The sequence below is a fragment of the Janibacter melonis genome, from assembly GCF_003721155.3.
Taxonomy (GTDB): Bacteria; Actinomycetota; Actinomycetes; order Actinomycetales; family Dermatophilaceae; genus Marihabitans; species Marihabitans melonis.
Map to the genome: position 1 here is coordinate 156,666 of NZ_CP044548.2, position 24,905 is coordinate 181,570.

The 24,905-nt window shown below is 69.8% G+C and carries 35 protein-coding genes and 1 pseudogene; 9 read left to right on the top strand and 27 right to left on the bottom strand.

Annotated elements, in window-relative coordinates:
• Positions 1–36: 36 nt before the first annotated feature.
• The 26 genes from EEW87_RS17245 to EEW87_RS00825 form a co-directional block, all read right to left on the bottom strand.
• Entirely contained in the window at positions 37–459 is a 423-nt protein-coding gene (locus EEW87_RS17245) for a DUF5361 domain-containing protein (protein ID WP_163562490.1), read from the bottom strand.
• Positions 456–791 (bottom strand): hypothetical protein, encoded by a 336-nt coding sequence (locus EEW87_RS00705; RefSeq protein ID WP_123091067.1) that lies wholly within the window; start codon positions 789–791, stop codon positions 456–458. The genes EEW87_RS17245 and EEW87_RS00705 overlap by 4 nt, the downstream gene beginning before the upstream one ends.
• Before the next feature lie 102 nt (positions 792–893).
• The gene (locus EEW87_RS00710) at positions 894–1,469 is read right to left on the bottom strand and encodes a phage tail tube protein (RefSeq protein ID WP_123091066.1); all 576 of its coding nucleotides are present in this window, start codon (positions 1,467–1,469) and stop codon (positions 894–896) included.
• Positions 1,470–1,545: 76 nt separating this feature from the next.
• Entirely contained in the window at positions 1,546–1,716 is a 171-nt protein-coding gene (locus tag EEW87_RS00715; RefSeq protein ID WP_163562355.1) for a hypothetical protein, read from the bottom strand.
• Positions 1,713–2,114, bottom strand: a complete 402-nt coding sequence (locus EEW87_RS00720; protein WP_123091065.1) for a hypothetical protein — start codon at positions 2,112–2,114, stop codon at positions 1,713–1,715. Before EEW87_RS00720 ends, EEW87_RS00715 begins: the two co-directional genes overlap by 4 nt.
• Entirely contained in the window at positions 2,114–2,353 is a 240-nt protein-coding gene (locus tag EEW87_RS00725; RefSeq protein WP_123091064.1) for a hypothetical protein, read from the bottom strand. Before EEW87_RS00725 ends, EEW87_RS00720 begins: the two co-directional genes overlap by 1 nt.
• Positions 2,354–2,368: 15 nt before the next feature.
• Entirely contained in the window at positions 2,369–2,704 is a 336-nt protein-coding gene (locus tag EEW87_RS00730; protein WP_123091063.1) for a hypothetical protein, read from the bottom strand.
• Positions 2,701–3,201 (bottom strand): hypothetical protein, encoded by a 501-nt coding sequence (locus EEW87_RS00735; protein ID WP_123091062.1) that lies wholly within the window; start codon positions 3,199–3,201, stop codon positions 2,701–2,703. The genes EEW87_RS00730 and EEW87_RS00735 overlap by 4 nt, the downstream gene beginning before the upstream one ends.
• Positions 3,202–3,218: 17 nt before the next feature.
• The gene (locus EEW87_RS00740) at positions 3,219–3,398 is read right to left on the bottom strand and encodes a DUF7302 family protein (protein WP_123091061.1); all 180 of its coding nucleotides are present in this window, start codon (positions 3,396–3,398) and stop codon (positions 3,219–3,221) included.
• Positions 3,398–4,297, bottom strand: coding sequence for a phage major capsid protein (locus tag EEW87_RS00745; protein ID WP_123091060.1), 900 nt, complete (start codon positions 4,295–4,297; stop codon positions 3,398–3,400). Before EEW87_RS00745 ends, EEW87_RS00740 begins: the two co-directional genes overlap by 1 nt.
• A 30-nt stretch (positions 4,298–4,327) precedes the next feature.
• Positions 4,328–4,798 carry a hypothetical protein gene (locus EEW87_RS00750; RefSeq protein WP_123091059.1) on the bottom strand — a complete coding sequence of 157 codons (471 nt, stop codon included), beginning with the start codon at positions 4,796–4,798 and terminating at the stop codon, positions 4,328–4,330.
• Between the two features lie 76 nt (positions 4,799–4,874).
• Positions 4,875–5,408, bottom strand: coding sequence for an endonuclease VII domain-containing protein (locus tag EEW87_RS17250; RefSeq protein ID WP_123091058.1), 534 nt, complete (start codon positions 5,406–5,408; stop codon positions 4,875–4,877).
• Between the two features lie 65 nt (positions 5,409–5,473).
• Positions 5,474–6,160, bottom strand: coding sequence for a VG15 protein (locus tag EEW87_RS00760; RefSeq protein ID WP_123091057.1), 687 nt, complete (start codon positions 6,158–6,160; stop codon positions 5,474–5,476).
• Complete coding sequence (locus EEW87_RS00765) at positions 6,160–7,725, bottom strand: phage portal protein (protein WP_123091056.1); 1,566 nt, start codon at positions 7,723–7,725, stop codon at positions 6,160–6,162. Before EEW87_RS00765 ends, EEW87_RS00760 begins: the two co-directional genes overlap by 1 nt.
• Before the next feature lie 9 nt (positions 7,726–7,734).
• A complete protein-coding gene (locus EEW87_RS00770) occupies positions 7,735–9,207 on the bottom strand; it encodes a terminase large subunit (RefSeq protein WP_123091055.1) in 1,473 nt (490 codons plus the stop codon).
• 73 nt (positions 9,208–9,280) lie between these two features.
• Positions 9,281–9,514, bottom strand: a complete 234-nt coding sequence (locus EEW87_RS00775) for a hypothetical protein (RefSeq protein WP_123091054.1) — start codon at positions 9,512–9,514, stop codon at positions 9,281–9,283.
• 134 nt (positions 9,515–9,648) lie between these two features.
• Positions 9,649–9,924: an HNH endonuclease gene (locus tag EEW87_RS00780; protein ID WP_123091053.1), complete on the bottom strand. Its 276-nt coding sequence runs from the start codon at positions 9,922–9,924 to the stop codon at positions 9,649–9,651.
• Between the two features lie 83 nt (positions 9,925–10,007).
• Positions 10,008–10,781: a hypothetical protein gene (locus EEW87_RS00785; protein ID WP_123091052.1), complete on the bottom strand. Its 774-nt coding sequence runs from the start codon at positions 10,779–10,781 to the stop codon at positions 10,008–10,010.
• Positions 10,778–10,975, bottom strand: a complete 198-nt coding sequence (locus EEW87_RS00790; protein ID WP_123091051.1) for a hypothetical protein — start codon at positions 10,973–10,975, stop codon at positions 10,778–10,780. Before EEW87_RS00790 ends, EEW87_RS00785 begins: the two co-directional genes overlap by 4 nt.
• The gene (locus EEW87_RS00795; protein ID WP_123091050.1) at positions 10,972–11,154 is read right to left on the bottom strand and encodes a hypothetical protein; all 183 of its coding nucleotides are present in this window, start codon (positions 11,152–11,154) and stop codon (positions 10,972–10,974) included. The genes EEW87_RS00790 and EEW87_RS00795 overlap by 4 nt, the downstream gene beginning before the upstream one ends.
• A gap of 744 nt (positions 11,155–11,898) precedes the next feature.
• Positions 11,899–13,113, bottom strand: coding sequence for an ATP-binding protein (locus EEW87_RS00800; protein WP_148041523.1), 1,215 nt, complete (start codon positions 13,111–13,113; stop codon positions 11,899–11,901).
• Complete coding sequence (locus EEW87_RS00805; protein ID WP_123091048.1) at positions 13,080–13,913, bottom strand: bifunctional DNA primase/polymerase; 834 nt, start codon at positions 13,911–13,913, stop codon at positions 13,080–13,082. Before EEW87_RS00805 ends, EEW87_RS00800 begins: the two co-directional genes overlap by 34 nt.
• Entirely contained in the window at positions 13,910–14,350 is a 441-nt protein-coding gene (locus EEW87_RS00810) for a hypothetical protein (RefSeq protein WP_123091047.1), read from the bottom strand. Before EEW87_RS00810 ends, EEW87_RS00805 begins: the two co-directional genes overlap by 4 nt.
• A complete protein-coding gene (locus tag EEW87_RS00815; RefSeq protein ID WP_205473758.1) occupies positions 14,347–14,976 on the bottom strand; it encodes a helix-turn-helix domain-containing protein in 630 nt (209 codons plus the stop codon). The genes EEW87_RS00810 and EEW87_RS00815 overlap by 4 nt, the downstream gene beginning before the upstream one ends.
• Before the next feature lie 331 nt (positions 14,977–15,307).
• Positions 15,308–15,493 carry a hypothetical protein gene (locus EEW87_RS00820; protein ID WP_123091045.1) on the bottom strand — a complete coding sequence of 62 codons (186 nt, stop codon included), beginning with the start codon at positions 15,491–15,493 and terminating at the stop codon, positions 15,308–15,310.
• Between the two features lie 94 nt (positions 15,494–15,587).
• On the bottom strand, positions 15,588–15,902 hold the full coding sequence (locus EEW87_RS00825; protein ID WP_123091044.1) for a hypothetical protein: 315 nt from the start codon (positions 15,900–15,902) through the stop codon (positions 15,588–15,590).
• Between the two features lie 394 nt (positions 15,903–16,296).
• Here EEW87_RS00825 and EEW87_RS00830 point away from each other — a divergent pair, with 394 nt between their 5' ends.
• Positions 16,297–17,280, top strand: coding sequence for a eukaryotic translation initiation factor 3 subunit J (locus tag EEW87_RS00830; RefSeq protein ID WP_123091043.1), 984 nt, complete (start codon positions 16,297–16,299; stop codon positions 17,278–17,280).
• A gap of 1,187 nt (positions 17,281–18,467) precedes the next feature.
• Here EEW87_RS00830 and EEW87_RS00835 read toward each other — a convergent pair.
• Positions 18,468–19,916, bottom strand: a complete 1,449-nt coding sequence (locus EEW87_RS00835; RefSeq protein ID WP_123091042.1) for a recombinase family protein — start codon at positions 19,914–19,916, stop codon at positions 18,468–18,470.
• Between the two features lie 32 nt (positions 19,917–19,948).
• On the opposite strand from EEW87_RS00835, the pseudogene EEW87_RS00840 reads away from it, so the two are divergent.
• The 8 genes and pseudogenes from EEW87_RS00840 to EEW87_RS00875 form a co-directional block, all read left to right on the top strand.
• Positions 19,949–20,572 (top strand): annotated as a pseudogene (locus tag EEW87_RS00840) (CpaF family protein); the annotation flags it as partial.
• A complete protein-coding gene (locus tag EEW87_RS00845) occupies positions 20,569–21,429 on the top strand; it encodes a type II secretion system F family protein (protein WP_123091041.1) in 861 nt (286 codons plus the stop codon). The pseudogene EEW87_RS00840 and the gene EEW87_RS00845, both read left to right, overlap by 4 nt.
• On the top strand, positions 21,426–22,379 hold the full coding sequence (locus EEW87_RS00850) for a type II secretion system F family protein (RefSeq protein WP_123091040.1): 954 nt from the start codon (positions 21,426–21,428) through the stop codon (positions 22,377–22,379). The genes EEW87_RS00845 and EEW87_RS00850 overlap by 4 nt, the downstream gene beginning before the upstream one ends.
• 58 nt (positions 22,380–22,437) lie before the next feature.
• Positions 22,438–22,659 (top strand): hypothetical protein, encoded by a 222-nt coding sequence (locus EEW87_RS00855; protein ID WP_068274296.1) that lies wholly within the window; start codon positions 22,438–22,440, stop codon positions 22,657–22,659.
• Complete coding sequence (locus EEW87_RS00860) at positions 22,656–23,042, top strand: TadE family protein (RefSeq protein WP_123091038.1); 387 nt, start codon at positions 22,656–22,658, stop codon at positions 23,040–23,042. The genes EEW87_RS00855 and EEW87_RS00860 overlap by 4 nt, the downstream gene beginning before the upstream one ends.
• Positions 23,039–23,518 carry a TadE/TadG family type IV pilus assembly protein gene (locus EEW87_RS00865; protein WP_240341624.1) on the top strand — a complete coding sequence of 160 codons (480 nt, stop codon included), beginning with the start codon at positions 23,039–23,041 and terminating at the stop codon, positions 23,516–23,518. Before EEW87_RS00860 ends, EEW87_RS00865 begins: the two co-directional genes overlap by 4 nt.
• On the top strand, positions 23,515–23,997 hold the full coding sequence (locus tag EEW87_RS00870) for a pilus assembly protein TadG-related protein (protein ID WP_123091037.1): 483 nt from the start codon (positions 23,515–23,517) through the stop codon (positions 23,995–23,997). The genes EEW87_RS00865 and EEW87_RS00870 overlap by 4 nt, the downstream gene beginning before the upstream one ends.
• Positions 23,994–24,899, top strand: coding sequence for a GIY-YIG nuclease family protein (locus EEW87_RS00875; RefSeq protein WP_123091036.1), 906 nt, complete (start codon positions 23,994–23,996; stop codon positions 24,897–24,899). Before EEW87_RS00870 ends, EEW87_RS00875 begins: the two co-directional genes overlap by 4 nt.
• Positions 24,900–24,905 lie beyond the last annotated feature (6 nt).

Sequence of the window (24,905 nt, forward strand, 5' to 3'; positions counted from 1 at the left end):
CGGTGACGGGGCCTTGAGGTGGGAGAGAGCGGGTGGTCAGCCGTCGATCTCGCGACCCCACTGAAGGAAGTCGGCGAGCTCGTCGAGCGGGATCGCGTCCGAGCCGAACTGCTGGGTCTCGGCGGACCGCGAGGTGTCCTCGACACCCGGCCGCTTGACCAGCCGTGGCCGGTTCCGGTTCTTGCGGCCGTCCTCGGTCTTCGACCACTGGAGCCAGTTGACGACGTCGAGGATGGCTGCGAGCAGCTGCTCGGAGAGACCCCATGCGGCCTCGGCGACGTCGTCGGGAAATGCGGCGGCCCAGACGGCTGCGTCCTTCGGGAGGTAGGCGACCGCGGAGGCGTATTCGAGGAGGGTGAGGCGCTCTCTGGCCTCGCGAGGGGTGAGGTTGTAGGTACGGAGCAGGTCGGCGGTCAGTGGCTCTCGGTGGCTTGCCAGGAGCCACGAGAGCCGCGTCAGTTTGGGGCGGCCGCTCCGAGCATGTCCGAGACGAGCTCGGCTCCGGCCTCGATCGAGACGCGCCCGGTGTCCTCGTCGCGCGCCAGGTCGAGGGCCTGCGCGTACTGGTCCTTGCCGACGAGCCGACGCAGCACGCCCGGCAGCTTGGTGGCGTCGCCGTCCTCGAGGGCGCTCAGGTCGTCGAGGAGCTCGAAGTCGTCGAAGGCGTCGGCCTCGATCGTGAACTTCTCGCCGCGGACCTCGACGACGCGCTTGCCGTCCTCGGTCTCGGTCTTCGGCTTGTGGTCCTGCGGCTTCTTCGCGCCGGCCGGGACGGTCTTCGTGTCAGACATGCGGGGTGCCTCTCGTTCGTTCGGGGGAGCCCTGGTGAAGCCCCGACCCCGGCGTGGGCTCCCCGCGATGAAAGAACGCCGGGGCCGGGGGTCTGGGGGAGGTCAGGCGGTGGTGACGCCGTTGTCGGTGAAGATGTAGGCCTTCACGCCGTTCGCGTCGGGCATGGCCTGCGCGGTGACCTCGTAGCGGACGACGTCCGAGTGGACGAACGTCGCGTCGCTGGTCTCGGTGATCTGGAGGTTCGGCACGACGATGCGCAGGCGGGCCGCGCCGTCGCGCATCTCGAAGACGTACGCCCGCTCGGGCAGGGCGTCGCCCTTGACCTGGATCGCCTGGAGGGTGCCCTTGGTCGAGGACGCGGCGGTGGTGGTGACGTTGGCCGCGCCGTAGACCTCCTTGAGCACGTCGGCGTTGGTCTCGAGGAAGGACCACGAGAAGGTGACGTCGTGCTCGGTCTGCAGGGTGCGGACGGTGTCGCCGCCCCAGGCCTTGATGGTCTCGACGGAGCGCTCGGTCGACATGGTGACGCCGTCCTCGCCGACATAGCCGGTCGCCTTGAACGCCGGGGGGAGCGCGGTGGACGAGTCGGTCGGGAGTGGGGTGGTGCCGGTGGGGGCGACGAGGACGCCGCCCGTGCCGGTCAGCGGGGCGCCGGCGAGGATGTCTGCCTTGGCCATTGCGGCCTCCTTCGGGTTCTGCGGGGAGCCCGGAAGGTCGACGGCGTGCCCGGCCGTCAGCGGGTGGTCTGGAGGACTACGCGTCCTTGGGGAGCTCGGTCAGGCGCCAGCCCGACTTCTGCCATGCCTTCGCCTGGTCAGTCGGCACCTCGTGCGACACGTCGGGGAAGACGGGGTGGTAGACGCGGCGGGTGGTCGGCTTTGCCTCGTCGGCGGCCTTGGCGGCGGCAGGGGTCTTGTCGCTCATGCGAGGGGCTCCATTCGGGAGTAGACGGTGGCGACGAACTGGAAGCGGAAGCGCCCGGGCCGTCCGACGTCCGGGTGGTTGACCGGCAGCTGGGCGAGCACCTTGCGGAAGGTCATCCCGTGCAGCTGGCCCTGGGTCTCGGAGAGGTGCGCGTGGGCGCGGCCGGCGAGCCCGAACGCGTCGCCCTCGTCGTCGGCCCAGCACTCGACGAGCACTCGCGGCTCGACGAGCACGAGGTGGCGCGGGGCCTGCCCGCCGACGGCGGAGACCCTGACGACCAGGGGAGGCTCGGGCGACGAGGACGGGTATCGGGTGCCGACCCGTGCGTCGGGCAGGGCGTCGCGGAGAACGCCGACGACGCCGACCTCGACGTCCGGCGGCGCGAGCAGCTCGGTCATCAGCTGCCCCCGAGCGCGCGGATCATCGCGTTGGACCGGCTGTTCGCCTCGCGGGCGTCACGGGTGACGGCGATGACGGCGGACCGGGCGCGGGTGTGCGGGTTCTCGGTCTGCCGCGCGACGTGCCCGTCACCGGCTGCCTCGGCGACGCGCTCGGCATGGCCGTGCACGAGCGCCTGAACGGCGGGGGAGGTGAGGAGCTCGGAGTAGGCGCGAGAGTGGTGGACGACGCGTGCCATGGCTCTCCTCTCCCCTCAGCCCGTGGTGCGTCGCAGGTTGACCTGCACGCCCGGCTCGTAGTCGAAGGGGCCGTGCGCGAAGTCCTCGACCGGGCCCGTCACGTCGAAGGCGCCGAAGCCGGGGAGGACGACACGGTCGTTCGGGCCGGGTCGGAAGGTCGTGGGCGCGAGGACGACGGCGTCGACGTCGGTGCGCTCGTGGCCGGCCACTCCCGGCTCGGAAGGGTTGCCGGTGTACCACCCGAAGACGAGCACCTCGACGGGGTCGGCCCACGTCTCGACGTCGTTGCCGCGGGGGTCGGTCGTCGTGCCGGAGTAGACCTCGTGGCCGATCGGGCGTGCGGCTCTCACGGCGTGGTCTCTCCGGTCTCGAAGATCGGTCCGCGGCCGCCGTTGAGGACGGAGCCGCACGAGCACGGCGCGCCCCAGTGGACGGAGCAGGTCGCCGAGTGGATCGCCTGTCGGCCGGGGGCGGTGTCGACCCCGAACGCCTTGCGCCCCTGCCGACCCGCGAAGGTCGAGCAGAGGTCCTGGAGCTGGCGGATCTCGGAGGGCCAGAACATCGCCCGGCGCTGGACGCGGGTGTCGAAGGACTCCGAGTGGCCGAACGGGCCTGCGGACTCCTGGCGCTGGCTCAGGACGCCCGACCCGGCCTCGTGCCACCGGAGAACGGCCCCGCGAAGGACCGCCTTGACGGCCTTCGACCGGGTGTCGTCCTCGGCGAACTGAGGGCTGGAGAGGCAGGGGGCGGCCGTGGCTGCCATGGCCTCGGCGTCCTCGATCATCGCCGCGGCCTTCGCCGCGTCGATGTCCGCGAACGGGACGAGGTCGTCGGGTGTCAGGTACACGTCGCCCCCTGCCTTCTTCAGTTGTCCTCGGAGCCGTCGGCGTCCCCGGAGGGAGCCGCAGCTGCCTTCTTGGCCGCGCGCTTGGGCGTCGGCTTCGAGGTGCTCTCGAGGTCCGTCCACGAGCCGACGAGTCGTGCCGCCGTCTCGGTGTCGACGTTGACGACGACCCCGTTCGCCTCGTTGCGGAGGCGCGGCATCAGGCGACCTTGTCCTCGATCACCGCGAACTGGTCGGCGTCGACGTACCAGGCGTAGATGATCTCGGTGCGGAGGACGACCTCGTTGTGGCCCTGAAGGTCGCGGCCGGTGTTGTCCGGGTCGCCATACTCGATCACCTTGAACGGCAGCGAGCGCTGGACGCCCCACTTCACGCCGCCCTGGAAGTTGCCGACGATCGCGCGGACCTTGTTGTCGGCCGACGAGCCGTCGACCGGCTTGCCCGAGACGGTGCTGGAGACCGCGGCGTTGACGCCCTCGAAGGAGGTGACGTTGCTGCCGAGGCCGAGCTCCGGGTACTTCTTCCGGCCGTCCGCGTAGCGGGCGGTGGACAGGGTCCAGGCGTGGGTCGGGTCGAAGGCGACGCCGTTGACGGAGTAGCCGTCGCCGATGACGAGACCGGCCGCGGCCTCGAAGTCCATGTCGGCGTCCGCCCCGACCTCGACGCGCTTGGTCGTCGAGTTGAGGTAGTTCGTCCAGGCGGTGATCTCGTTGCCCGTCCGCGGGTTGATGCGGAAGTACAGGCCGAGGTCGAGAGCACGGGAGAGAGCGCGGCTGCACTTCTCTTCGTACTTTGCCATGATGCCGAGCTGGTACTCCTCGTCGGCGTAGACGAACTCGTCGGAGGTGCGAAGCTGGACGACGGCCTTGTGCGGGACGGCGAGGACCGTGGACGGCTTGGCCTCGTCGCTCGACTTGGAGCCGGACTCCTCGACGAACTCCGCGGTCAGGTCGTCGTCGAAGGTGACCATGGTGGTCGCGCCGAAGCGCTGCGGCACCTGGCCGGAGAGGGCGGCGACGGTGGAGCCGGTCTTGGCTCGCTCGATGATCCCGGCCTCGATGTTCGAGGGGAGCACCGTGTCGGTGGTCTTGACGGTCATGACGTTCTCCTAAGAGGTGGGTTGAGCGCCCTAGCCCTTGTTCAGGACGGTGCGAAGGAAGTCCCTCGTCGGGTCGGGCGGGGAAGCGGGGTTGGTCCCCTCGCCGGGGACCGGGTTCGTGCGACGGGGCTGCGACGTCCGTGCGACCAGCGCCTCGGCCTGAGCGGTCAGGGAGGCCTCGTCCGAGCCGGTGAGGAAGAGCTCGGCGTCCTCGTCGGTCAGGCCGTGCCGGGCCTGGACCCGTGCTCTGGTGGCCTCGTGCCGGGAGGTCGTCAGCTCGGTCTCGAGCTCGTCGACCCGTGCGGCCTTCGTGCGAAGGTCGTCGTAGTCGGCGAACTTCGAGCGCTCGCGGCTCAGGCGGTCGCTGACGACGCGGTCGAGCTCGGCCTGCGTGAAGGTCTTTGGCTGCTCCTCGACCACGGAGGTCTCGTCAGCTGCCTCGGGGGCCTCGACCTGGGCCTCGGTGGACTCGTTGGCGTCGGTGCCAGGGTTGCCGCTCATCGCGTGCTCTCTCTTCCGTGTGTAAAGCCCCGGTTTGAGCGCACCGGTAAACGCGACCCCGCTGAGCGGGTAAGTCTTAGCTTCGCTCGAAGGACTCGAGGTACTTGGCGGCCGCACGAAGGCGGTCGGGGTCGTCCCTGAAACGACCTAGGCCGTTGTTGCAACGACCGCAAATCAGTCCACGAATGCACTGCTGGCACCCGAACCTTCCGGGGCAGTGCTTGTGGTCATGGTCGATAGCAAGACGGCGAGGGCGACCCGTGTGATGGTCGATAGCAGTTTCAGGCTCTCTGCAAATAGCGCATAGACCCTGTTGACTTGCTGCCAACAGCTCGTACTCGCCAAGCACCAATCCGTGCTGATAGCCGGGATAAGGGTTGTCTGGCCTGGCGTTTCGGGTCGGACTCGTGGCTCTCCGCGCCGCAGACCGTTGCAGTTCGCTAGCTCGGTAGGCAGGATCGGTGTACCGAGCGGAGTTGTAGAGGGAGACGCACTCCCGGCACCGAGAGTTGCGGCCGTCTTGGGAAGCGCGGTTCTTACAGAAACCCTCGAGAGGTTTGAGTTCGCCGCACTTGTTGCAGCTCTTGGTCTGGACGGTAATGTCGCTCATGGCGATGCCTCCACATCGTCAGCCCGTCAGGAGGTGCAACTCCTGGCGGGCACTTCTAGTTCTTGTTAATCTGCCGCGTTCTTCAGGTAGTCGTAAACGCGCTGATTTTCTTGCCGCTTGCGATCTTCAGACCAGTTCGCTTTTCGCTCGCTGTACTTGAAGGGCACCCCGATGACCTTCGTGACGTTCGAGGCGAACTCGGGCTTCGCGGTGCAGTGGCAGTTGTCGTGGCTCTTGAACTCGACCGACGACTCGCTGTAGACGCCGCCGCGACCGGCGAGCATCCGGCAGAAGCCGCACGCCCCCGCTCGGGTCGCCCGCCTCCATCCGCTGGCCGCGGGGTCGGCGACCGACGACTCGACGACGGTCAGCCGGTGCTGGTCGGCGATCGAGCGCTGCAGCCCGCCGGACACGAGCGACAGCGCCGCGGCAGTGTCGGGCTCGGCGGCGAACAGCGGGTCGACGCCCCAGCGGGCGAGCGCCTCCCACCGGGCGGGCGGCAGGTCCTGGGGCACGACCGGCTCGAACCGGCCCTTGGCCTCGGCGCGCTCGCGCTCCGTGTCGTAGTACTCGGCGGCGAGGGCGGCGGCGGCGGCGCCGTAGCGATCGCCGAGCGCGGGCAGCACCTCGATGAGGGCGTCACGGACCTCGACCGCGTCGGCCGCGGACATCCGGTCCCACACGGCACCGAGGTCGTCCAGGGCGGCCTTCGTGAGCTCCTGGAGCGCGTCGCGCTGCCTGGCTACCGGCACTACTTCTCCTCGAGACCGGCCGCGTCCGCCTCAGGGAGACGGAGCGACACCGGGGTGGCACCGGTGAACTCGATCCCGGGCAGGCCGAGGCGTGCCGCGGCGTCGTTCGGGCTGACGCCCGATCTGATGGCCGCGCCGAGGGCGTCGAAGCGAGCCTTGAGCTCGGCGGCCGTCTCGGCCTCCTTGGACGGCGCGAGCGTCTCAACGAGCGACCGGCCAGCGGCGAGCTTGCGCTCGCCCTTGAACCGGCGAATCTGGTCGGGCGTGAGGCCCATCAGCTCGAGGCCGACGTCGGTCTCGGCAAGGCCGGGCACCGCCGCGACGACCTTCGTCCCGGCGTCGGCGACCTGGGCGCGGCTCTCGAAGCGCGGGTTGCGCCACTGCGTCGAGATCGAGGACCAGGCGGCGGGTGCCTCGTCAAGGTCGTTCTGCATCAGCAGGCCGCGGCGGATCGCGCGCTGGATCGGACGGTCGAAGTCGTCGACCGCGCCCTCCGCCTCGGCGACGAGCTCGTACTGAGACGCGTCGTACGCGCCCTCGGAGGTCGGGTTGGCCATGTCGGTGATCGCCACGGCGGAGTCGGGGAGCGACGCCTCACGGGCGAACATCTTCGCCAAGGCATTGAGCTGGGCGAGGTGCGGCTCGGGGCTGGCGGCCGGGAACTGGAGCACCTCGGCCCGCGCGAGCGACGGGTCCGTCTGCTCCTCGTCGTCGGGGATGCCCTTGACCCGCCCGAGCATGGCCTGCCAGGCCGCGAGGGTGTTGCCGTCCTCGTCCTGGAAGGCCCCGCCGTCGGCTCCGAGGATGACCATCTCGGGCCAGGAGTAGACGTCCATGTGGCCCTCGGTGCGGATGAGCGCACGGACGGCGGCGTCCTGCAGGCCCATGATCGGCCGCGAGATGCGGGAGTACCCGAACGGGCGGCCCTGCGGCTTGTAGATCAGCGGCTCGACCGGGACGCCGTAGACGTGCTCGTGGCGGTCGGTAGCGACCCAGCGCCCGTCGACCTTCAAGACCGGGATCGTCAGGCCGTCGAGGTACAGGACGAAGCCGGTGACCTTGTCCTTCTCGCGCTCGGTGACCGACAGGAAGGAGTCGAGCCGCCGCGTGCGGCTGTTCCACCGGCCGGTGCCGTTGAGCGCGTCCTTGGCGTGAAGCAGCGCCTTCGGCTCGCCGTCGCCGCCGGTGGTCCCGACGAGGAAGGAGACGCCGTGGGTGAAGGCCTTGACCCGTGCGCCGGAGAGCTCCGACAGCAGCATGTTGTCGTCGGCGAACTCGCGGAGGCCGAGCGAGTCGAGGTCGCCCTCCGCCCAGGTGAAGCCGTCGAGGTGGCAGCGCCGGGCGAGCGCGTCGACCGACTTCGCTGCCCAGCCGAGCACGAGCCCGAGGTTGTCGTAGTGGCCCGGCATGACGGCGCTGAGCTGACGCAGTGCGCGCTTGCCGTCGTAGTAGTCGGACCGGACGCGGTTCCGCGGGGCCCGGGCGTCGAGCTGGGCGAGAAGGGCGTTGGCGAGCCGGTTCTCGTCGTCCGAGAGGCCGCTGACCCTGACGGGCTCGACGGTCATCAGGGCCTCCTATCGGCGGGTGGAGTGGCGCCGCGACCCGGCTCGTCGGGAGCCGCGGGACGACGGGGCGCCGGGCTCGGACGCGAGCACGCGGGCGGCGCCGGGCTTGGTCGGCCGGTCGGCGACGGCGCCGACGAGGGCGTACGTGGCGGCTTGGATGGGCGTGACGTCGGAGTCGGCGGACCGTCGGTTCCAGACCCACATGCCGGTGTCGCCGAGGGGCCGCTTGCCGACGGCCAGGGCCGCGGCGGTCAGCTGGGGCTGGTCGATGTGGTGGACGTCACCGGTGACGACTCCTGAAAGGAGAGCCGCGCACCCGGCGCCGAGCTCCTTGACCTTCAGGGCGTGAACGGCGACGCCGGGCCGGTCGCCCGCGCCGTCGCGCTTCAGGAACCACCTCGGCCCGCGCTGGATGAGCAGCGCGCTGACGGGGGAGGCGACGTCGACGACGACGGCTCTGATCTCAGGGTTCGCGGACAGGAGCTGCTCGACGAGCGGGACGACCCACCCGACGCCACGGCCCTTCGTGTTTTGGTCGGCGACGAGCTCGACGTGCCAGGCGCCGTCGGCTCGCTGGCCGGCGACGGAGACGGAGGCCCAGGCGAGGTCGGGTCCGACCTCGACCCCGAGGGCGAGACGGTCGACGGCGCGCGAGTGCTCGTCGGCCGCGTCTTCCCAGGCGAGCGTCGGCACGACCCCGCGGGACGCGGCGGACGCCCACACGCCGAGGCGCTCCTGACGGAACTCGTGGTCCGACATCGACGCCCGCTCGGCCAGCACGGCCTCGCGGGGGATCCGGTACGGGTAGGCGGGGTTCGCCTTGCGCCAGGTGTCCTCGTCGTCAAGGTCGTCCTCGGCCTCGGCGGACCACTCCAGCCAGGCCGTGCCCTCGACGGGCTCGCCGGCCGCGCCGCGCATGCCGGCAGCTCGGATCTTGGCGAAGACAGCCCCGGCCCCGGCGGTGTCCGAGGGCGGGGTCCCGAGCACGAGCACCTGAGGGTTCGGCCGCGCCGAGAGCGTCGGCAGCAGCGCCGCCCAGGAGTCGGCGGTGAGGATCTGGCCCTCGTCGCAGATGACGAGGTCGGCCGAGAAGCCGCGCATGCCCTGCGTGGAGCGAGCCTTGAGCAGAACCTGCTGGCCGGTCTTGAAGCGGATGACCTCGCGCCCGGGAGCCTGGTTGACCTTGTCGACCCGGGCCTTGAGCGACGGGTTGTCCTCGACGACGTCGATCAGGCGTTGAAAGACCTGCTTCGCGGTGTCGGTCGCTTGCGCCGAGAGGACGACGAGCTGCTCGTCGAAGAGGAGGATCCCGGCGAGGATGCGGGCGACGGCGACCGACGACTTGCCCTGCTGCCGTGCGACCGAGAGGCCGAACGTCCGGGCGGCCCAGTCGCCGTTCTCCTTCTCGCCGAGCATGACCTCGAGCGCCTCGACCTGCCAGGGGTCGAGATGCAGGCCAAGCCCGGCGCAGAGGTCGACCACCTCGGGGGTCGAGTTCTCGACGGAGGGGGGCGCGTAGCGAACTCGCGGGGGAGCGCAGGCGATCGCGCCCGGCTCAAGAAGCGGCGCCACGCCGCTTCCGTCGTCGGGTGGCGACCTCGTCGATCGGGTCCGCTGCGGGGGCGGCGGGGTCGAGGATCTCGATCCGGCCGAGGACGTCGGACAGGCGCAGGTAGAGCGCTGCGCGGTCTCGCATGGACTCGCAGGTCTCGAGGTCTCGGACGATCGCGTCTCGGACCGCCTTCAGCGCCTCCACGGTCGTCCCTGAGGCCACGACGGACAGGTCCATGTCGCCTCCTGCCGGGCCCGCGGAGGGCTTCGCTATACAAGTTGTCCTGTGGCGTAGGGACCCTCACGCACAAATGGGCTACGCCGAGAATGGTTCCGGGAGCACGAACGGGGGGATTCGCCCCCTGGGGCGCTTCAGCTTCGCAACGATCCCGAGGATCGGATGACGGGCGCGACGCGGCGTCGTCCCTTCGCGCGGTTGCACTTCACGCCGCAGGTCTCGCACTCGGCGAAGTGGTGCGCCGGCCGCATGTTGTGCGGCTCGTCCTCGCCGTCGAGGTAGAGGGGCACGACGTGGTCCATGCAGTCGGCGCCGGGGTGGCCGCAGAGATGGCAGATGCCGCTCGACGCCGCGAGCAGCGCCTTGTTGCGCTGCCGGGTCTGATGGGACGTGCCGCGCGGTGTCGCCATGCTTCGCCTCGCTGACGCATTTCGAGATGGGCGTGCCGTCCGAAGAACACCCTGTCGCGGTTCCGCGACGTCGGGAGCCCCCCCTACGCCGAGATCTTCCGCGTCTTCCGGTCGTGGCGTCGGCGGTCGCGCTCGGCGGCCAGCTCTTGCACGTCGCCGAGGCGGTACAGAGGTCGCTGCCGGCCGAGCACCAGGCGGGTCGTGCCGTGCCGCAGGAGTCGGCCCTCGTCCTGCCAGCGGAGGACCTCTTTCGCAGTCACGGGCTCAGGCCCGAGCCAGTCCGACGCGTCGGAGAGCCGCTCGATCTCGGCGGCCGTCATCAGGCGGTCGGGGATCTGCTCGAGCATGCGGGCGGTCGTCTCCTCGACCCCGTGCTGCGCCCCGCACAGCCCGCACACGACCGTGGGCTGCCACCGCTCGGCGAAGAGATGGCCGGCGCAGCCGGCGACGTCGCAGGTCCCGACATAGCGGCGCTCGGGCGGCAGGTCGACGGCTCGGGTCGCGTCGGCCACCCACCTCCCGGCGGTCGAGGCGATCGTCTCCGCGTCCTCGTGCGCCCGCAGCGCCGCCGGTCCGAGCTCGCCCCGCAGCTCGACCTCGAGCCAGTCGAGCCCGGCCCGGATCGTCGCCCGTAGCTCGGAGGCGCGGGGGTCGAAGGGCAGCGGCCGCTCCGCGCCGCCTCGCCGTCCGCCGCCGCCGCCCGTCCCGACCCGGGACTGGCGCGAGGCGGTGACGTCGAGCTCGTCGACGAGCCAGCGCAGCGTCACGAGGTCGTCGGCCGCCGAGCGGGCGCAGGTCCAGCAGATCGCGCCGTCGTCCTGGATCGGGCGCGAGCATCGACATTCCGAGCCGCTCATCTGGTCTCCTCGATCTGGGCGCGGACGTCGGCGACCGCGCAGTCGAGCGCCTTCTGCGCCGCCTCGTGGTCGTGCAGGTCGAAGCTGAGGTCGATGGACACGCCCGGGGAGGTGCGAACGGTGCCGACGCCTGCCCGTTCGAGGCTGTACGCGTCGAGGCAGTAGGTGGCGGTGACGCGGGGCCGGGTACTCATCTGGTCCTCCTGGGGCGGTGCCTGCGGGTGGACATCGCGTCTCCCGAGGTGAGTTCGTGCTCCTGGGCTTCGAGGCGGTCGATGACGGGCTTGACCGTGCGGTGCACCTCGGCAAGTGCCTCGCCGATCCGGCGCCAGGTCTCCTTCGTCTCGGCCTCGGTGGGCGGGTCGTAGCTCATCGCTCGGCCCCGTCGCGTCTCGTCATCAGGCCGATCAGCTCCTCGCGGGACGACGGCCCAGGGGAGAAGGGGTCAAGCACGTGCTCAGGAGCCCACGGAGGCGCCCCTGGACTCCCCGTGCCAGAAGGGAGGACATTCCCACCCCGGGCCTCTTTCGACGCTCCAGGAAGCTCCGGTTCACGAAAGGCCGGCAGGGGATTGCCCGGGGTTTTCATGGGGACGATGCTGTCGCGTCCAGGGCGATTCGCGAGCGGCTCGCAACTCTTCGTTCTCTGTCGGGTTCTGAAAGTTCTGTTTCTCCAACGTGTTAATAGATTCTGAAGTTCTGTCAAGTTCAAACGCTTCTCTACGGTCAAAGCGGTGCAGCGGTACGCGGGGCATATAGATGTAACCCGTACCGCTCCGCTTTCACTCTGCGGATGCGGGTCACCGGAAAAGCGGTACGAGAAGCGGTGCATGCGCCGCTCCGCTTTACAAGTACACGAAGTCGCGGCGCGCAGCGAAAAGGTTGGTTTTCCAAGGCTTACCCGCCACCCGATGACCTGCCCGCACCAGTTTTGGACCGTCGAGGGCCACGTACCGCTTCGCCGTCCAGACCTGCCGAGCAAGCGGTACGGGAAGCGGTACGGACGCTCCGCCCCGCTCGAAGCGGTACGAGGCCCTCCGTACCGCTTTTCGGTCGGCCGGCCGCACGAGAAGGGCCCGCACGGCTGCCGAAGCAACCGCACGGGCCCGGGAGGGGAGTCAGGCGACGACGTCCGCCTCGGGTGGCTCCGACGACCCGCGTGACTGCCACTTGTGCCCCATGCCGCTCTTCCACTGCTGGACGAGGTCGACGATGCGGCCCTCGGAGGCGAGGCGGTCGAGGATCGGCGAGATGTATCGGCGGTCGACGTGGACCTCCACCGGCCCTCCCTCGGCAGTGGGACGCTCGGCCAGAGCCTGCATGGAGCGGACCGCGTCGGCGTTCGACCACACCAGATCCCTGTCCTTGCCGGTCGAGTCGGTCCACAACTCGCCCTCTTTCGGCATCAGGTGCTCGAGCCACTCCGCGGTGCGCGTGTCCTTCTGCACGTCCCTCTCGGCGTCCTCGGCGACCTTCAGATCAGCCGCGTCGGCGCCGGTGAGGACCCACCGGAGCTGCGCGGTGCCGACCGCCGGGCCGGTGTCGAACTTGGCCGTCGCGACGCCCTGGGGCTTGCCCAGACCCTTCCTCTTGGTGACCTCGAGGCTCAGGACCTCGTCTCGGTCCTTCGTGACGACCATCGCCGTGTCGACCTTGCCGAGGATGTTGATCGAGCCGGAGCCGCGGTCCTGCGAGTGCGTCGTGTGGTGCAGCAGCAGGCCGAAGGCGTCACGGGCGACGCACCAGCGGCGCAGCTTGTCGATGAGCGGCGTGACGGCCGTGCCCTTGTAGTCGTCGACGCCGCCGAGCATGTCCACCTGGGTGTCGAAGACGTACAGCACAGGGTTCAAGCCAGCGCTGTCGACGTCGTGGCCGATGCGCTCTAGGGCCGACATCGAGCCGTCCGGTTCGGCCAGGAGCAGCTCGGGCTCCTCGATGAGCCACACGTCCCGTCGCGCGCTCCCGTCCACGGTGCCGAACCGCGCGGCCTCCTGCTCGGCGAGGTAGCCATGAACGGTCTCGGAGGCCTCGAGGGCGACGTACACGACCGCGCCGTGACGGAGCACCCGGAGCCCGGCCCAGTAGGCCGGGTCCCCGTCCATCGTGGGGTTCGAGACGGCGATGCAGAGGTCTGCGGCAAGCGGGCTCTTGCCGACCCCCGGCTTCGAGGCGAGCTGCCCGAGGCCGCTCCGGTGGAGCAGGCCCTCGACGAGGCACGGCATCGGGCGGGGCGTCCAGGCGGATGCCCTGACCGCGCGCGACGGGAGCGCGGCATACGGGTTCTCGTCGGCCTCGGTGGTCAGTGCCGGAGCGCCGATCGCACGGTCTTCCACAGCTCTTCCTCCCTCGTCTCACCGGGCGTGGACAGCGTCAGCGACGCCGCCACCAGGGGCTTGAGCTGGTCCTCGGTGCATGCGCCTTCCTCCACTGCTCTCTTCGCCGCCCAGAAGAGGGCGCTGTTCCGGTTGTTCGGCTGGCTGACGAGCCATCGCGACAGGCCGGCGACCGTGTCCTCGACCGGCAGGCCTGACGGCGCGGCGCGGTAGGTGCGATCCGACGTCGGCGCGCCGAGGGTCTGCCGGCAGGCGTCCCAGTCGATCGGGTGTCCTTCGCCGAGCCCCCGAGCCCACGTCCACCGGTATCGGGAGACGTCGAGGGCGCCGGAGTCGGTGATGTCGAGGACGTCGCTCGGCGCGGCGACGACGTAGCCGCCGAGCGCCTTGAAGTCGAGGCCGGCAGACGGGATCGAGCCGCCCCGGGCACCTGACGCCGGGAAGAACAGGTGCAACCCTCCCGACGGCGTCTCGGCATGGGCGACGGCCCCGTTGAGCAGCCCCTCCTTCTCGAGCTTGCGAAGGGAGAAGCGACCCGGCTTGCCGTCCTTGACGTCGACGTCGAGCACGTCGAAGACCGAGCCGGTGGGCAGGCCGATGTTCCACGACGCCCGGTCCCACAGCAGCGCGACGCCCGGGAGCTTCTGCTCGGGCGCGACGATCGCGTCCTTGAATCCGTGTGGGGTGTCCGGTTGCTTGCCGCCCGGCTTGACCGCGAAGACCGGGAACCCGAGCCGCATGTACTGCGCCGCCGCCTCGCCGACGGTCATGTCGTTGGTCGCGAGCAGGTCCGGGGTCATGACGAGCTCCCGTGGATGAGCATGCCGGTCCTGAACTCGGTGCCGTGCTGCACGACGTGCAGGTCGTCCCCGACGCGGCGGAGGGACGCCCCCTCGCCCTCGCCGTGGAACAGGCCCTGGCACACGCACTCGCACAGCGCGGAGTAGTCAGGGTTGGCCCGCAGGCACGGCCCCGTGCAGAGCTTGGCCGGCCCGTTCGAGATCGTCACGAGCCACGTGCTGCCGTAGTGGTCGGCGAGCGTGCGGGCGAGCTTCTTCGCTGCCCGGGTCCGGTCGAGCCGCCATACGCCCTCGGCAGCCACCCAGCTCGGCTCGGTGCCAAGCTTGGTGAGCGCGTACTCGACCTTCCAGCGCGGGTGCTCCGTCGGGATCACCGCGCGGCCGAGGACGGCGCGGCCTCCCCGACGGACGAGGTAGACCACCGGGACGGCGCTCATCGGTCAGCCCTCGTGGCACGTCCGAGGCGCGGCACGTCGATGACTTGGTGGATGTCGCCCATGTGGAACATGAGACGGTCGCCGTTCCGCTGAGCAGGGATGACCTTCTTGGCAATCAGCGCGAGGATCGTGTTCGCCGAGATGCCGTAGTCGTCGAGCGCCCGGTCAAGGTCGTTCAGCTCCAGGCAGTCGGCCCCGGCCCAATGGCTGCAGATGGAGCACATCGGCTCGTCCGTGCCCGCGAAATCAAGACAGGTCCGCGAGCCGTAGTTCATGCAGTCCACGTCGAAGAGGAACATGTGGGACCAATCTTTGGCCATCTCATAGGTGCCCTCTTCATGTGACGGGTCGAACCAGAGGTGCACCATCGAAGGATCGGCGTCGCGCTTCCGCTCCTCACGGGTATCCGGGAGCGTCGGGTCGTCGGCGAGGTCTACGGCCTGGTCGCGAAGGCCGTTGACGCTGGCGGCGCACTCCTTCGCGGCTTCGCCGTAGACAAAGGTGCCCAGGTCTTCTCGGTCGATCCGCCACTGCCCGCCGACCTTGAACGCCCGCAGTCGGCCATCGGCGATGAGCCGGAAGATTGTCTTGGGCGTGAGCGAGAGCCGTTCGGCGACGTCCCTCACCGTGAGGAGGTCTCCGGGTTCCACAGTTCGATAACTCATGTTTCTCCGATCAAGAGCAAGGTGGGTCGAGCGTGTTGCCCAACCGTGATTCCCAGTTGCCCCGGGTCGAAGCCGCGAGCACGATAAACCCTGATATTCGTCCCCGTTAGGGTGCGGTTCCCAGGTCGTGCTCGGTGTAAAGAGAATACGTCGACAGCGGGGATATCGGGTGTAGATGTCCGAGGTTTTCTTACGTCGTTGCGCAGTCGATGCCGAGCGGCGGAGAATCTTCGCCGAAGGCGCCGTCACTACGGTTCGCGGAGATGACTTTCGGCGAAGATTTCGCTCCGAGTCAGCGCGAGCTCGGGTGCCTGAGCCGCGCGAGCTCGCGCTCGCGGACGATGCGCTCGACGTCGGAGTCGAGCACGAGCCCGTCCTCCGTGACGTGGAGCAGGCCGAGCTCGGCCCATTGGTGCAGGACCTCGGCGGTCACCGAGAGCCGGCGGGCGGCCTCGTGGAAGGCGAAGAGGTGGGTCATGGCGGATCCTTTCGAAGGCGACCGGCTGGTCCGGTCGTCGCCATGACGATGTCGCCGCCGGTCGTGCCCGCACCCCGATGTTTCGGCGCGGACTTCACGACGTGACCGCGCGCCGGCAGCCGGCGCAGAGCCGCATGTCGACGACGAACCCGCCGTCGCCGTACTCGACGCTGACGGCGCACACCTCGGTACGGCCGAGGAGAGAGTCACCGCATCCGTCGCACTCGACCGGCGCCGCCTTCTCGGCGCACGCGGGGCAGCGCATGTGGCCCTGTGAGAGGACCGTCGGGCCGTCGTAGTCGTCGTCGAGGTGCGGGCACAGCAGGTCCCGCGGGTCGCGCCTCCAGCGGTCGAACGCCGCGTCGGCAATGCGGTCGAGGACGGCGCTATGGAGGGGTTGCTCGGACATGACGGGTCTCCTGAGGAACGGCCGAAGCCGGGACAAGGGGCGCTGACAGGGCGAGCTGCATGTGCTCGCTGGCCGAAACTGCGTGAGAACGCGGTCGCGGCGAAGGGTTGCGCTGGGTATGTCTCTCAAGGAGATCCGTCAATCCCCGGCTCAAGGCCCGGGAGAGCGGCGGAGGGAAGAGTAGCACACGCGTGCTGATGTCAAATCGCGTGCGTCGAGCGGTCGTCGAGCGGGCCTACGTACGGGTCAGCCGTTGCTGCGCCACCATCGCAGCACCCGTGCCCTGGCCGCCAGCTCGTCGCGCGGCACGCCGTGCAGGCTTCCTCCGACGCGCTGCCGTGGGGTGCGAGACTTGAGGCGGCTTCGTAAACGGACGGGTGGGGCAGCGGATCTTATGAGCAAGGCGAGCGGGCAGTCACGGTCGGTCGTGCTTGGGGCGGCGATCGCCGTGCTGGGTGCCGCGGTGTTCTTGCTCGGCCTTGTAGCCAACCTCCTGTCTGTCCGGGATTGGTACTTCGAGATGGCTGACGGCCAGGCCCGGACCGGTTGGGTGCTGCTGGCGGTCGTCGTGTTGATCGCCGGGTTCCTGGTGCTTTGGCAGTCAAGAAGCGATGCCCATCTGCGGGGGCAGGAAGAGACTCGGCACGCAACGAACCTTCAAACGGTGAGGGATGAGGCCGAGGCCGAGCGCGAGAGCGAGACGGCCAAGGCCGAGCGCCAGGCCGCTGCCTTGAAGAAGGAGCACGCGGACGAGATCGCAGGGTTGAAGGAGAAGCACCGGCTCAAGCTCGAGGAGCTAGAAAAGGCTCGGATTGGCTGGGAGGTCGACGAGACAGAGCTGACCGTCCGGGCGCAGGCGGCCGAGGGCGAGGTCGAAACACTCCAGCGCCAGGTCGCAGAGCTCGTCGAGCCGAAGCGCATGAGGGCCGATGTCGAACTGGTCAACAAGACGCTTGGCGACCTGGCGGTGGGCGGGCGAGTTCGCGACACCATCATCAACGGCCAGCACGAGTGCAAGTACTTCGACCGCGACTTTTTGCGCCCGCTGGACGAGTTTCGGCACGAGGCGTCGGAAGCGCTTGTGCGCCTGAAGGATCGGGAGCTCCGAGACCGGCTCGCCGCCCTTCTCGACGCCCTCGCGAAGTTCCACGACGGGACGTCTGGTCTGATCTTCGTTCGTCGACCCCATGACCCAGGCACGGGCGATCTCATGTTGGTACAACCGCCCGAGGGGCCCTGGGCTGCCCGGGATCCGGAAGACCCGTGGAGGGCGTATTACGACGTGGTCCGCGCGCAGCAGAGGTCGCTGGGCGAAGTGTGTGAGGCACTGGTAGGGGTGGAGCGCAGGCTGCACGACCTTCGAGTCGACTACCTGTAGGCAGGGGCGAGTCATGCGAGCGGAACAACATACACTCCCGCCCGCAATCAGACGTCGTGTTGCGAGATCAGTTGCGTACTCGATATCGAAAGTGCGCTCCGACAAGATCACGTCTATGGTCGCCCTGTTCTCCGCCGGAGAATCCATTACAAGGCTGAAGGGGTCTCAGTGAATATCGTTCTATCTGTTGCTACTGCAGGTGCAGTGGCTCTTGGTCTTCTCCCTAGTGGAAGTGCCGCCGTGGGCGGGCCTGGGAACGGGAGTGACGCCACCACCGCGAGCGACCAGTTCGAGGTGAAGGTCTCGTCGGACGACTTTGTGGTCGAAGTGCCTTCGAAGAAGGCCAAGGCCGGGAATCGGAGCTCCGCAGTCGAGGCCGCCCCGAAAGACATTACTTGCAACGGTACGCCGGAGAGCCCTCACTACAGCAAGGGATCCGCGCAAGGTCGGGGGAGTGTAATCGCAAAGGTGCGAGTCCACTGCGTGGGTACGCCCGGGAAGGTCACTGTCTACTTCTCCGGCCGACTGGGGCACATCATTGGAGGGAAGTGCAGCCCGAACACGTACGTAGCCGGTCCGCCGCAGAACTCCTGGTCGGACAATACCCCGAGTCAGACCTTGTGGGTCAACGCTACGAAGGCCTCGACCTTCTACCTTCCCCCGACTAAGGACACCACCCGCCGCACGGCGACCCGGACGTGGGTTGCCGACAGCAAGATGGTCGTGAATGGCTTGGACGACGGGTGGCGCCAGAAGCGTCGCTTCACCGGGATTAACTGCTACTGATCTCCGGGTCTGATCCGTGGACGGGTAGGCTCGGGTCAAGTTTGCCTGCCTCCTCCGCGAGTGAGATGAGAGGGAGAAGCACCGATTCTGCGGCTATTCCGCCCAGAGCGGGCGCACCCGGCCCTCGTCCCACGTTGGCGTAGAAGGAGTCGATGCTCTCACCGACCTCGTCCTCGTCGACCACCGCCAGTGCCCATTGCAGGGTTCGGACATCGGGACGCCACTGGCGAGGTGAAGGGCTGCCTTGAAGGTCTGAGTCCGGGGCCGTCATTAGGAGATTGTATGAGGGTTCGCGGTAGGCCCGGCTTCCACCGGAGGCCGGGCCTACCCCTTTCAGCGCGGCAGCGCGTGGTTTGAGCGCGCGCGCGGTGCACGAGCCTGACCGGAGTCTCGTGTCGCACTCAAGCCATAGCCGGAAACCCTTCGTTCCAGGCGATGACGACTCGCGACGTGTCAAGGTAGCGGCCGACCTTGCCGCGCCGAATGCGGAACCGGTCGCCGTCGAGCTGACCGACGAGCACCTGTCGGCGGGCAAGATGGTTGTCCCCGGCGGCCGCCCAGGCCTCCTTCACGGTCTGTCCCGAGAACGTCCAGGGGAAGTCATCTGGGGAGTTCGAGGGCATGCTCTTGATCTTCGTGCGGGCCTTCTTGAGCGCGACGAGCCGCTCGGCAAGGGCGGCGACGTCGGCGTCATCCTCTCGCATCGCGTCGGTCGCCCCCTGGATCTCGGCCTCCACGTCCGCCAGCGCCGCCTCGTCGATCGACGGTGCCTCGCGGGTGACCTCGATGACCGGCTCGTCCCCTCGTTCGTCGAGGAGGCGCGCGACGAGGTGCTCCTCGAGCTGCACGCGACTGATGGTCATGTGGCACGCCGTGCAGATGAGTGCCGGTCGCTTGGAGGTCGTGCCGCGGGTCATCGTCTTCTCGCAGTCGTCGCACACGGCCACGCCCGCGAGGAACGGCGTTGTCACCGAGGACGACCTGGGCTGACGTCGCGGGTCGGTCTTGTCGTCGAGCAGCGCGAGCAGCAACCTGCGCTCGCCCTCCGTCAGAACAGCCAGCGACTCGTCGACCCGTGGTCGGCCGTCCGCTCCCCGGACGACGTCGTCGCCCTTCCGCGTCATCCCGGCGAGAAGCGGCGACCTGAGGACTCGCTCGACGGTCCGGTACGACCAACCGGTCCGGACGCGGGTGCCCTGCGACGCCTCGGGCAGAGGGGCGCCCTGCGCCTCGAGCCACTGCTTGGCCGAGTAGACGGAGGCCCCTGACAAGACGAGCCGGGCCGCGCCCTCGACGTACTCGGTCGTCCGGGGGTCCTTCTCCAGGTACCAGCCCGGCAGGCCTTCGCGCTGGACGGCGTGCCAGCCGTACGGAGCGGTCCCGCCGGGCCAGCGACCCACCTCCGCCAAGTACGACTTCGCCGCCGAGACGCGCGCCGAGATCGAGGACGCCTCGAGCTCGGCGAAGGCAGCGAGGATTGTCGCCACGACCCGGCCGATCGGGGTCGTCATGTCGATCGACTCCTCGACCGAGACGACCGCAGCGGGCCGCCGGCGCGCCTGCAGGGCTCCGTCGGCATGAAGGAAGTCGATCGTCCGTCGGGCGAGCCGGTCCAACTTCCATATGACCACGGCGTCGTAGGGCTCGTCGGAGTGGAGGATTCGGCCCCATCCATCGCGATCCTCGGGCCTACTCTTCGACGCCGAGACCCCGTCGTCCTTCTCGACGAGCACGACCTCCCAGCCGCGCGCCTCCGCGAGCTTGCGGCCGGCGTCCAGCTGACGCGCGACGGAGACCGACTCCTCCTTGGAGACGCTGATCCGGGCATAGAGGGCGACGCGCTTGGTCATCCATTCATCATGCCGTGTGATGCTCTGCCTGCACCCAGGCGGGCAAGACGACCCTGCTCAACTGCCTCGCCGCGGCGATCCCCGCCCGCGAGCGGGTCGTGACCTGCGAGGAGGTCTTCGAGCTCAAGCTTCCGCTGCGCGACGTCGCCGCGATGCAGTGCCGCCAGCCCAGCCTCGAGGGCACCGGCGAGGTGCCCCTGCGCCGCCTCGTCAAGGAGGCCCTGCGGATGCGGCCCAGCCGGATCATCGTCGGCGAGGTCCGCCAGTCCGAGAGCCTCGACCTGCTCATCGCCCTCAACTCCGGGCTGCCCGGGATGTGCACGATCCACGCGAACAGCGCGCGCGAGGCGGTGACGAAGATGTGCACCCTGCCGCTCCTCGCCGGGGAGAACGTCGGTGCGAAGTTCGTCGTGCCGACCGTGGCCTCCTCGATCGACGTCGTCGTCCACGCCGCGCTGGAGGGCGACGGGGTCCGGCGCGTCCGCGAGATCGTCGCCCTGCCCGGCCGGGTCGAGGCCGACGTCGTCGAGACCGCCGACATCTTCACCCAGCGTGACGGGCGGCTCGTGCGCGCCGACGGCTTCCCGCCGCACCGCGACCGCTTCGAGCGTGCCGGGTACGACATCGCCGGCATCCTCGCCAGGAGCGAGACATGACCGGGGTCCTCGTCGGCCTGCTCCTCGGGTGCGGGCTCTTCTGCATCTGGTGGTCGACCTGGCCGCGCACGCCGCGGCGACGTCGTGAGTCGGTCGTCATGGACCGGCTGCGCGACGAGCTCGCCCAGGCGGGGTACCACACGGTGTCCCCGCAGGTGCTCGTCGCGTCCTGCCTCCTCCTCGGCGGCGCCGCCCTGCTGCTCGTCCTCGTGCTCACCACCGTGCTCACGGTCTCGCTGTGCTTCGCCGCGATGGCCGCGTGGGTCCCCTTCGCCACGGTGCGGATGCGGGCCCGGGCACGACGCGCCCAGCTGCGCGACCTGTGGCCCGACGTCGTCGACAACATCACGTCAGCCGTGCGCGCGGGGATGGCGCTGCCGGAGGCCCTCGCTCAGCTCGCTCACCGCGGTCCCGAGGAGCTGCGTCCCGCCTTCGCCGACTTCGCGAACGACTACCGCACGAGCGGGCGCTTCGCCGAGGCCCTCGACCGTCTCAAGGACCGTCTCGCCGACCCCGTCGGCGACCGGATCGTCGAGTCGCTGCGCATCGCGCGCGAGGTCGGCGGCACCGATCTCGGGTCGCTGCTGCGGACCCTGAGCACCTTCCTGCGCGAGGACGCGCGCACCCGTGCCGAGCTCGAGGCACGGCAGTCGTGGACGGTCAACGCGGCCCGCCTCGCGGTGGCCGCCCCGTGGGTCGTCCTCGCGCTGCTGTGCACGAGGCCCGAGTCGGTCGCCGCGTACGACAGCCGTGCCGGTGCCGTCGTGCTCGCCTTCGGCGCGATCTCGTCGGTGCTCGCGTACCGGCTGATGATGCGGCTCGGACGGCTGCCCGAGGAAGCCCGGGTGCTGCGATGAGCGAGCTGCTCCACGACGTCGGGCTGGGGCGCAGCGGCGCCCTGCTCGGCCTGGTCTTCGCCCTCGGGGTGCTCCTCGTGCACCAGGGGCTGCCGCGTCACCGGCGCGCGACCCTCGACGACCGGATCGCGCCCTACCTGAGGGACACGCCGCGCCCGTCGCGCCTGCTCATGCCGAAGGGGGTGGGCGTCACCGGGGCCGTCCCGGCGCTGCTGCGTCCTCTCGTGATCTCCGCGGCAGGGCGGGTCGAGCGGGTCGTCGGGGGCAACGCGTCGGTGCGCCGGCGGCTGCTGCGGGCCGGGCGAGAGCCCGACACCGACCAGTTCCGGGCCGAGCAGGTGCTCACCGGTGTCGTCTTCGCCGTCGGCGGGGGAGCCCTCGGCGTCCTGTCGGTGGCGGCTCGCGGCTCGTCGTGGGTCGTGCTCGTCGCCCTCGTCGGTCTCGGCTTCTGCATCGGTGTCCTCGCCCGGGACACGATGCTCACCCGCGCCGCCACCCGTCGGGAGCAGCGCATGCTCACCGAGTTCCCCACCGTGGCCGAGCTCCTGGCGCTCGCGGTCGGTGCCGGGGAGGGCGCGGTCGGGGCGCTCGAGCGCGTCGGCCGGATGTCGCACGGCGAGCTGGCCGACGAGCTGCGGACCTGCCTCGCCGACGCACGCGCGGGGGCCAACCTGCCGCAGGCGCTGCAGGGGCTGGCCGACCGCACCGGCCTGACGAGCCTGGCCCGCTTCGTCGACGGGATCGTCATCGCCGTCGAGCGGGGCACACCGCTGGCCGACGTGCTGCGGGCCCAGGCGCAGGACGTCCGCGAGGAGGGGCGGCGCCAGCTCATGGAGGAGGGCGGCAAGAAGGAGATCGCGATGATGGTGCCGGTCGTCTTCCTCGTCCTGCCCATCACCATCCTCTTCGCGATCTTCCCCGGCATCGAGTTCTTCCGCTTCGAGATGTGACCCAGGCATGCACGACAGCACCACCGCCCGACCGGGCACCGACAGGGAGGCACAGATCATGACCGCACACCTCATCCGCGGGCACCAGGCCCTGCGCGCTTCGGCGGCCCGCGCTGCCGCCGCGACCCGCAGCGAGCGCGGCGACGTGCCCGGCTGGGTCCTCATCACGCTCATGACAGCGGCGCTCGTCGTCGGGCTGTGGGCCATCGCGGGTGACCAGCTGCAGACGATCTTCGAGGACGCGCTCAGCGGCGTCACGGGTCCCGACGACCCCCGATGAGACGGCTGCGCGACGAGACCGGTGCGGCCGTCGTCGACTTCGCGCTGACGTCGGGCCTGCTCGCGCTCGTCTTCGTCGCGGTCCTCCAGCTGGGTGCAGCGCTGCACATCCGCAACACCCTCATCTCGTGCGCGTCCGAGGGCGCACGTCATGGGGCCAAGATCGGCTCCAGCCCTGACGCAGGCGCCGACCGGACCCGGGACCTCATCCGGCGCTCGATCTCCGACGGCTACGCCGACGACGTCAGCGTGACGACCGAGCAGACCGCCGCCGGGGTGCAGGTGGTCGTCGTGCGGGTGAGTGCCCCCCTGCCCGTCATCGGACCGCTCGGACCCGACGGCGCCCTCGACGTCACCGGTCGTGCGTTCGTGGAGGACCAGTGAGACCGGGATGCCGGCTCCGCGCGGTCGGACGTGTCCTGCGCGACCGGGCCACGGACGACAGGGGGTCGGCCGTCGTCGAGTTCGTCACCCTCGCCGTCGTGCTGCTCGTCCCGCTCATCTACCTCGTCCTCATGCTCGCGCGGCTGCAGGCCGGGACGTACGCCGTGACCCAGGCAGCGCGCGAGTCGGGCCGAGCCTTCGTCACCTCGACGTCAGAGGACGCTGCACCTGCGCGGGCCGCGGCCGCGGCAAACATCGCCTTCGAGGACCAGGGCTTCGCCGGCGAGGGGCAGCTGCAGGTCACGTGCACGCAGACGCCCTGCCTGACCCCCGAGGGCGAGATCCGCTCCACCGCCTCGGTGAGCGTCCCGCTCCCGCTCGTCCCCGCCTTCGCCCGTGACGTCATCCCGCTCGAGGTGCCGGTCAGCGCCACCCAGGTCTCCGTCGTGCCGCGCTACGAGGTGCGGACCGGATGAGCGGGCTGTGGCAGATCTCGGCGCGCCGGGCGAAGGGGGAGGACGGCCAGCTCTCGCTCCTCGTCCTCGGCCTCACCGTCATCGCCCTGACGCTGATCCTCGGCGCCATGGCCGTCACGTCGGTGCAGGTCACCCGCATGCGCCTGCTCGACGCGGCGGACACCGCCGCCCTCGACGCGGCCGACGAGGACGAGGCGAGCATCTACGCCGAGGGCATCGACCAGGTCGTCCCGGTGAGCGACGAGGCGGTGCAGCGCACCGCGGCCGAGACGCTCGCGGGCCGAGAGATGCCGCCTGGGCTGAGGTCGTGGCAGGTCGCGCCGGGCACCGGCGCAGCAGACGGGCAGACTGCCGTCGTGCGACTCACCGGCGAAGCCGACCTCCCGCTCGTCGGCGGGCTCATCCGCGGGCTCGGCGGCTCCGTCACCGTGACCGTCGAGTCCAGGGCGCGGGCGCGCGTCCCGGTGGCTGCGCCGTGACGGCAAGCAGACCTCAGTCAGGAGCTGGGACCAGCACCGGGGCGTCTGTCTCGCCCCACCTCACCCTCGGTCATGTCCTCACGGCTCTTGGATCAGAGCACACCCCGCCGATCCTGCTCGAGGACATCCATGTCATCCGCCACGCCTTCAAGCCGGACGGGCTTCGCGGGCCCGAGGACCTCACCAGCGAGCGCGTTCTCGCATACACGCGGTCGCAGGACCTCCTGACCAGGAGGTTCCCTGCGGAGCCAGGCCGGTGGTGGGTGGTGCTCATCGCCGACGGGAAGCGTCGGTCACGCCTGCTGCGCGTCTACGAGAACAGGGGGGAGGTGCTTGCCGAGCGAACGGACGTCGAGAGGATGTTCGACCTCGTCGAGAGCGACTTCATGGGCTCGCTCGTCGACCGCCTCGTCGTGGACTGGACGAGCCCACGGAACTGGCATCGCACAGCCACACGCGCCCGGGGCCTGCCCGTCCTGGAGATCGCGGATCGAGACAAGATCCCCTTCCCCGGGTTCGACAAGGTCTTCCTCTCGATGCACGAGCTGAAGGAGATGGTCAGCAGCCCCCGATATGCCGACTGGCGGTCCGCCTTGTCACAGGTGCAAGGGATCTACCTCATCACCGACTCCGCAGACGGGCGGCAGTACGTGGGCAAGGCCGACGGGAGCGAACGGATCTTCGGACGGTGGGCGGAGTACTCCCGATCGGGCCACGGAGGCAATGTCGAGCTGCGGGCTCTCGTCGCGGACGACGCTGGGCCCGAGGGGCACGCGCGGCACTTCGCCTTCAGCATCCTGCGTGTCTTTGGCCCTTCGACGTCTCCATCCGAGGTGGATGAAGCCGAGTCCCACTACAAGAGGGCGCTCATGACCCGGACCTTCGGTCTCAACGCGAACTGAGGTCTG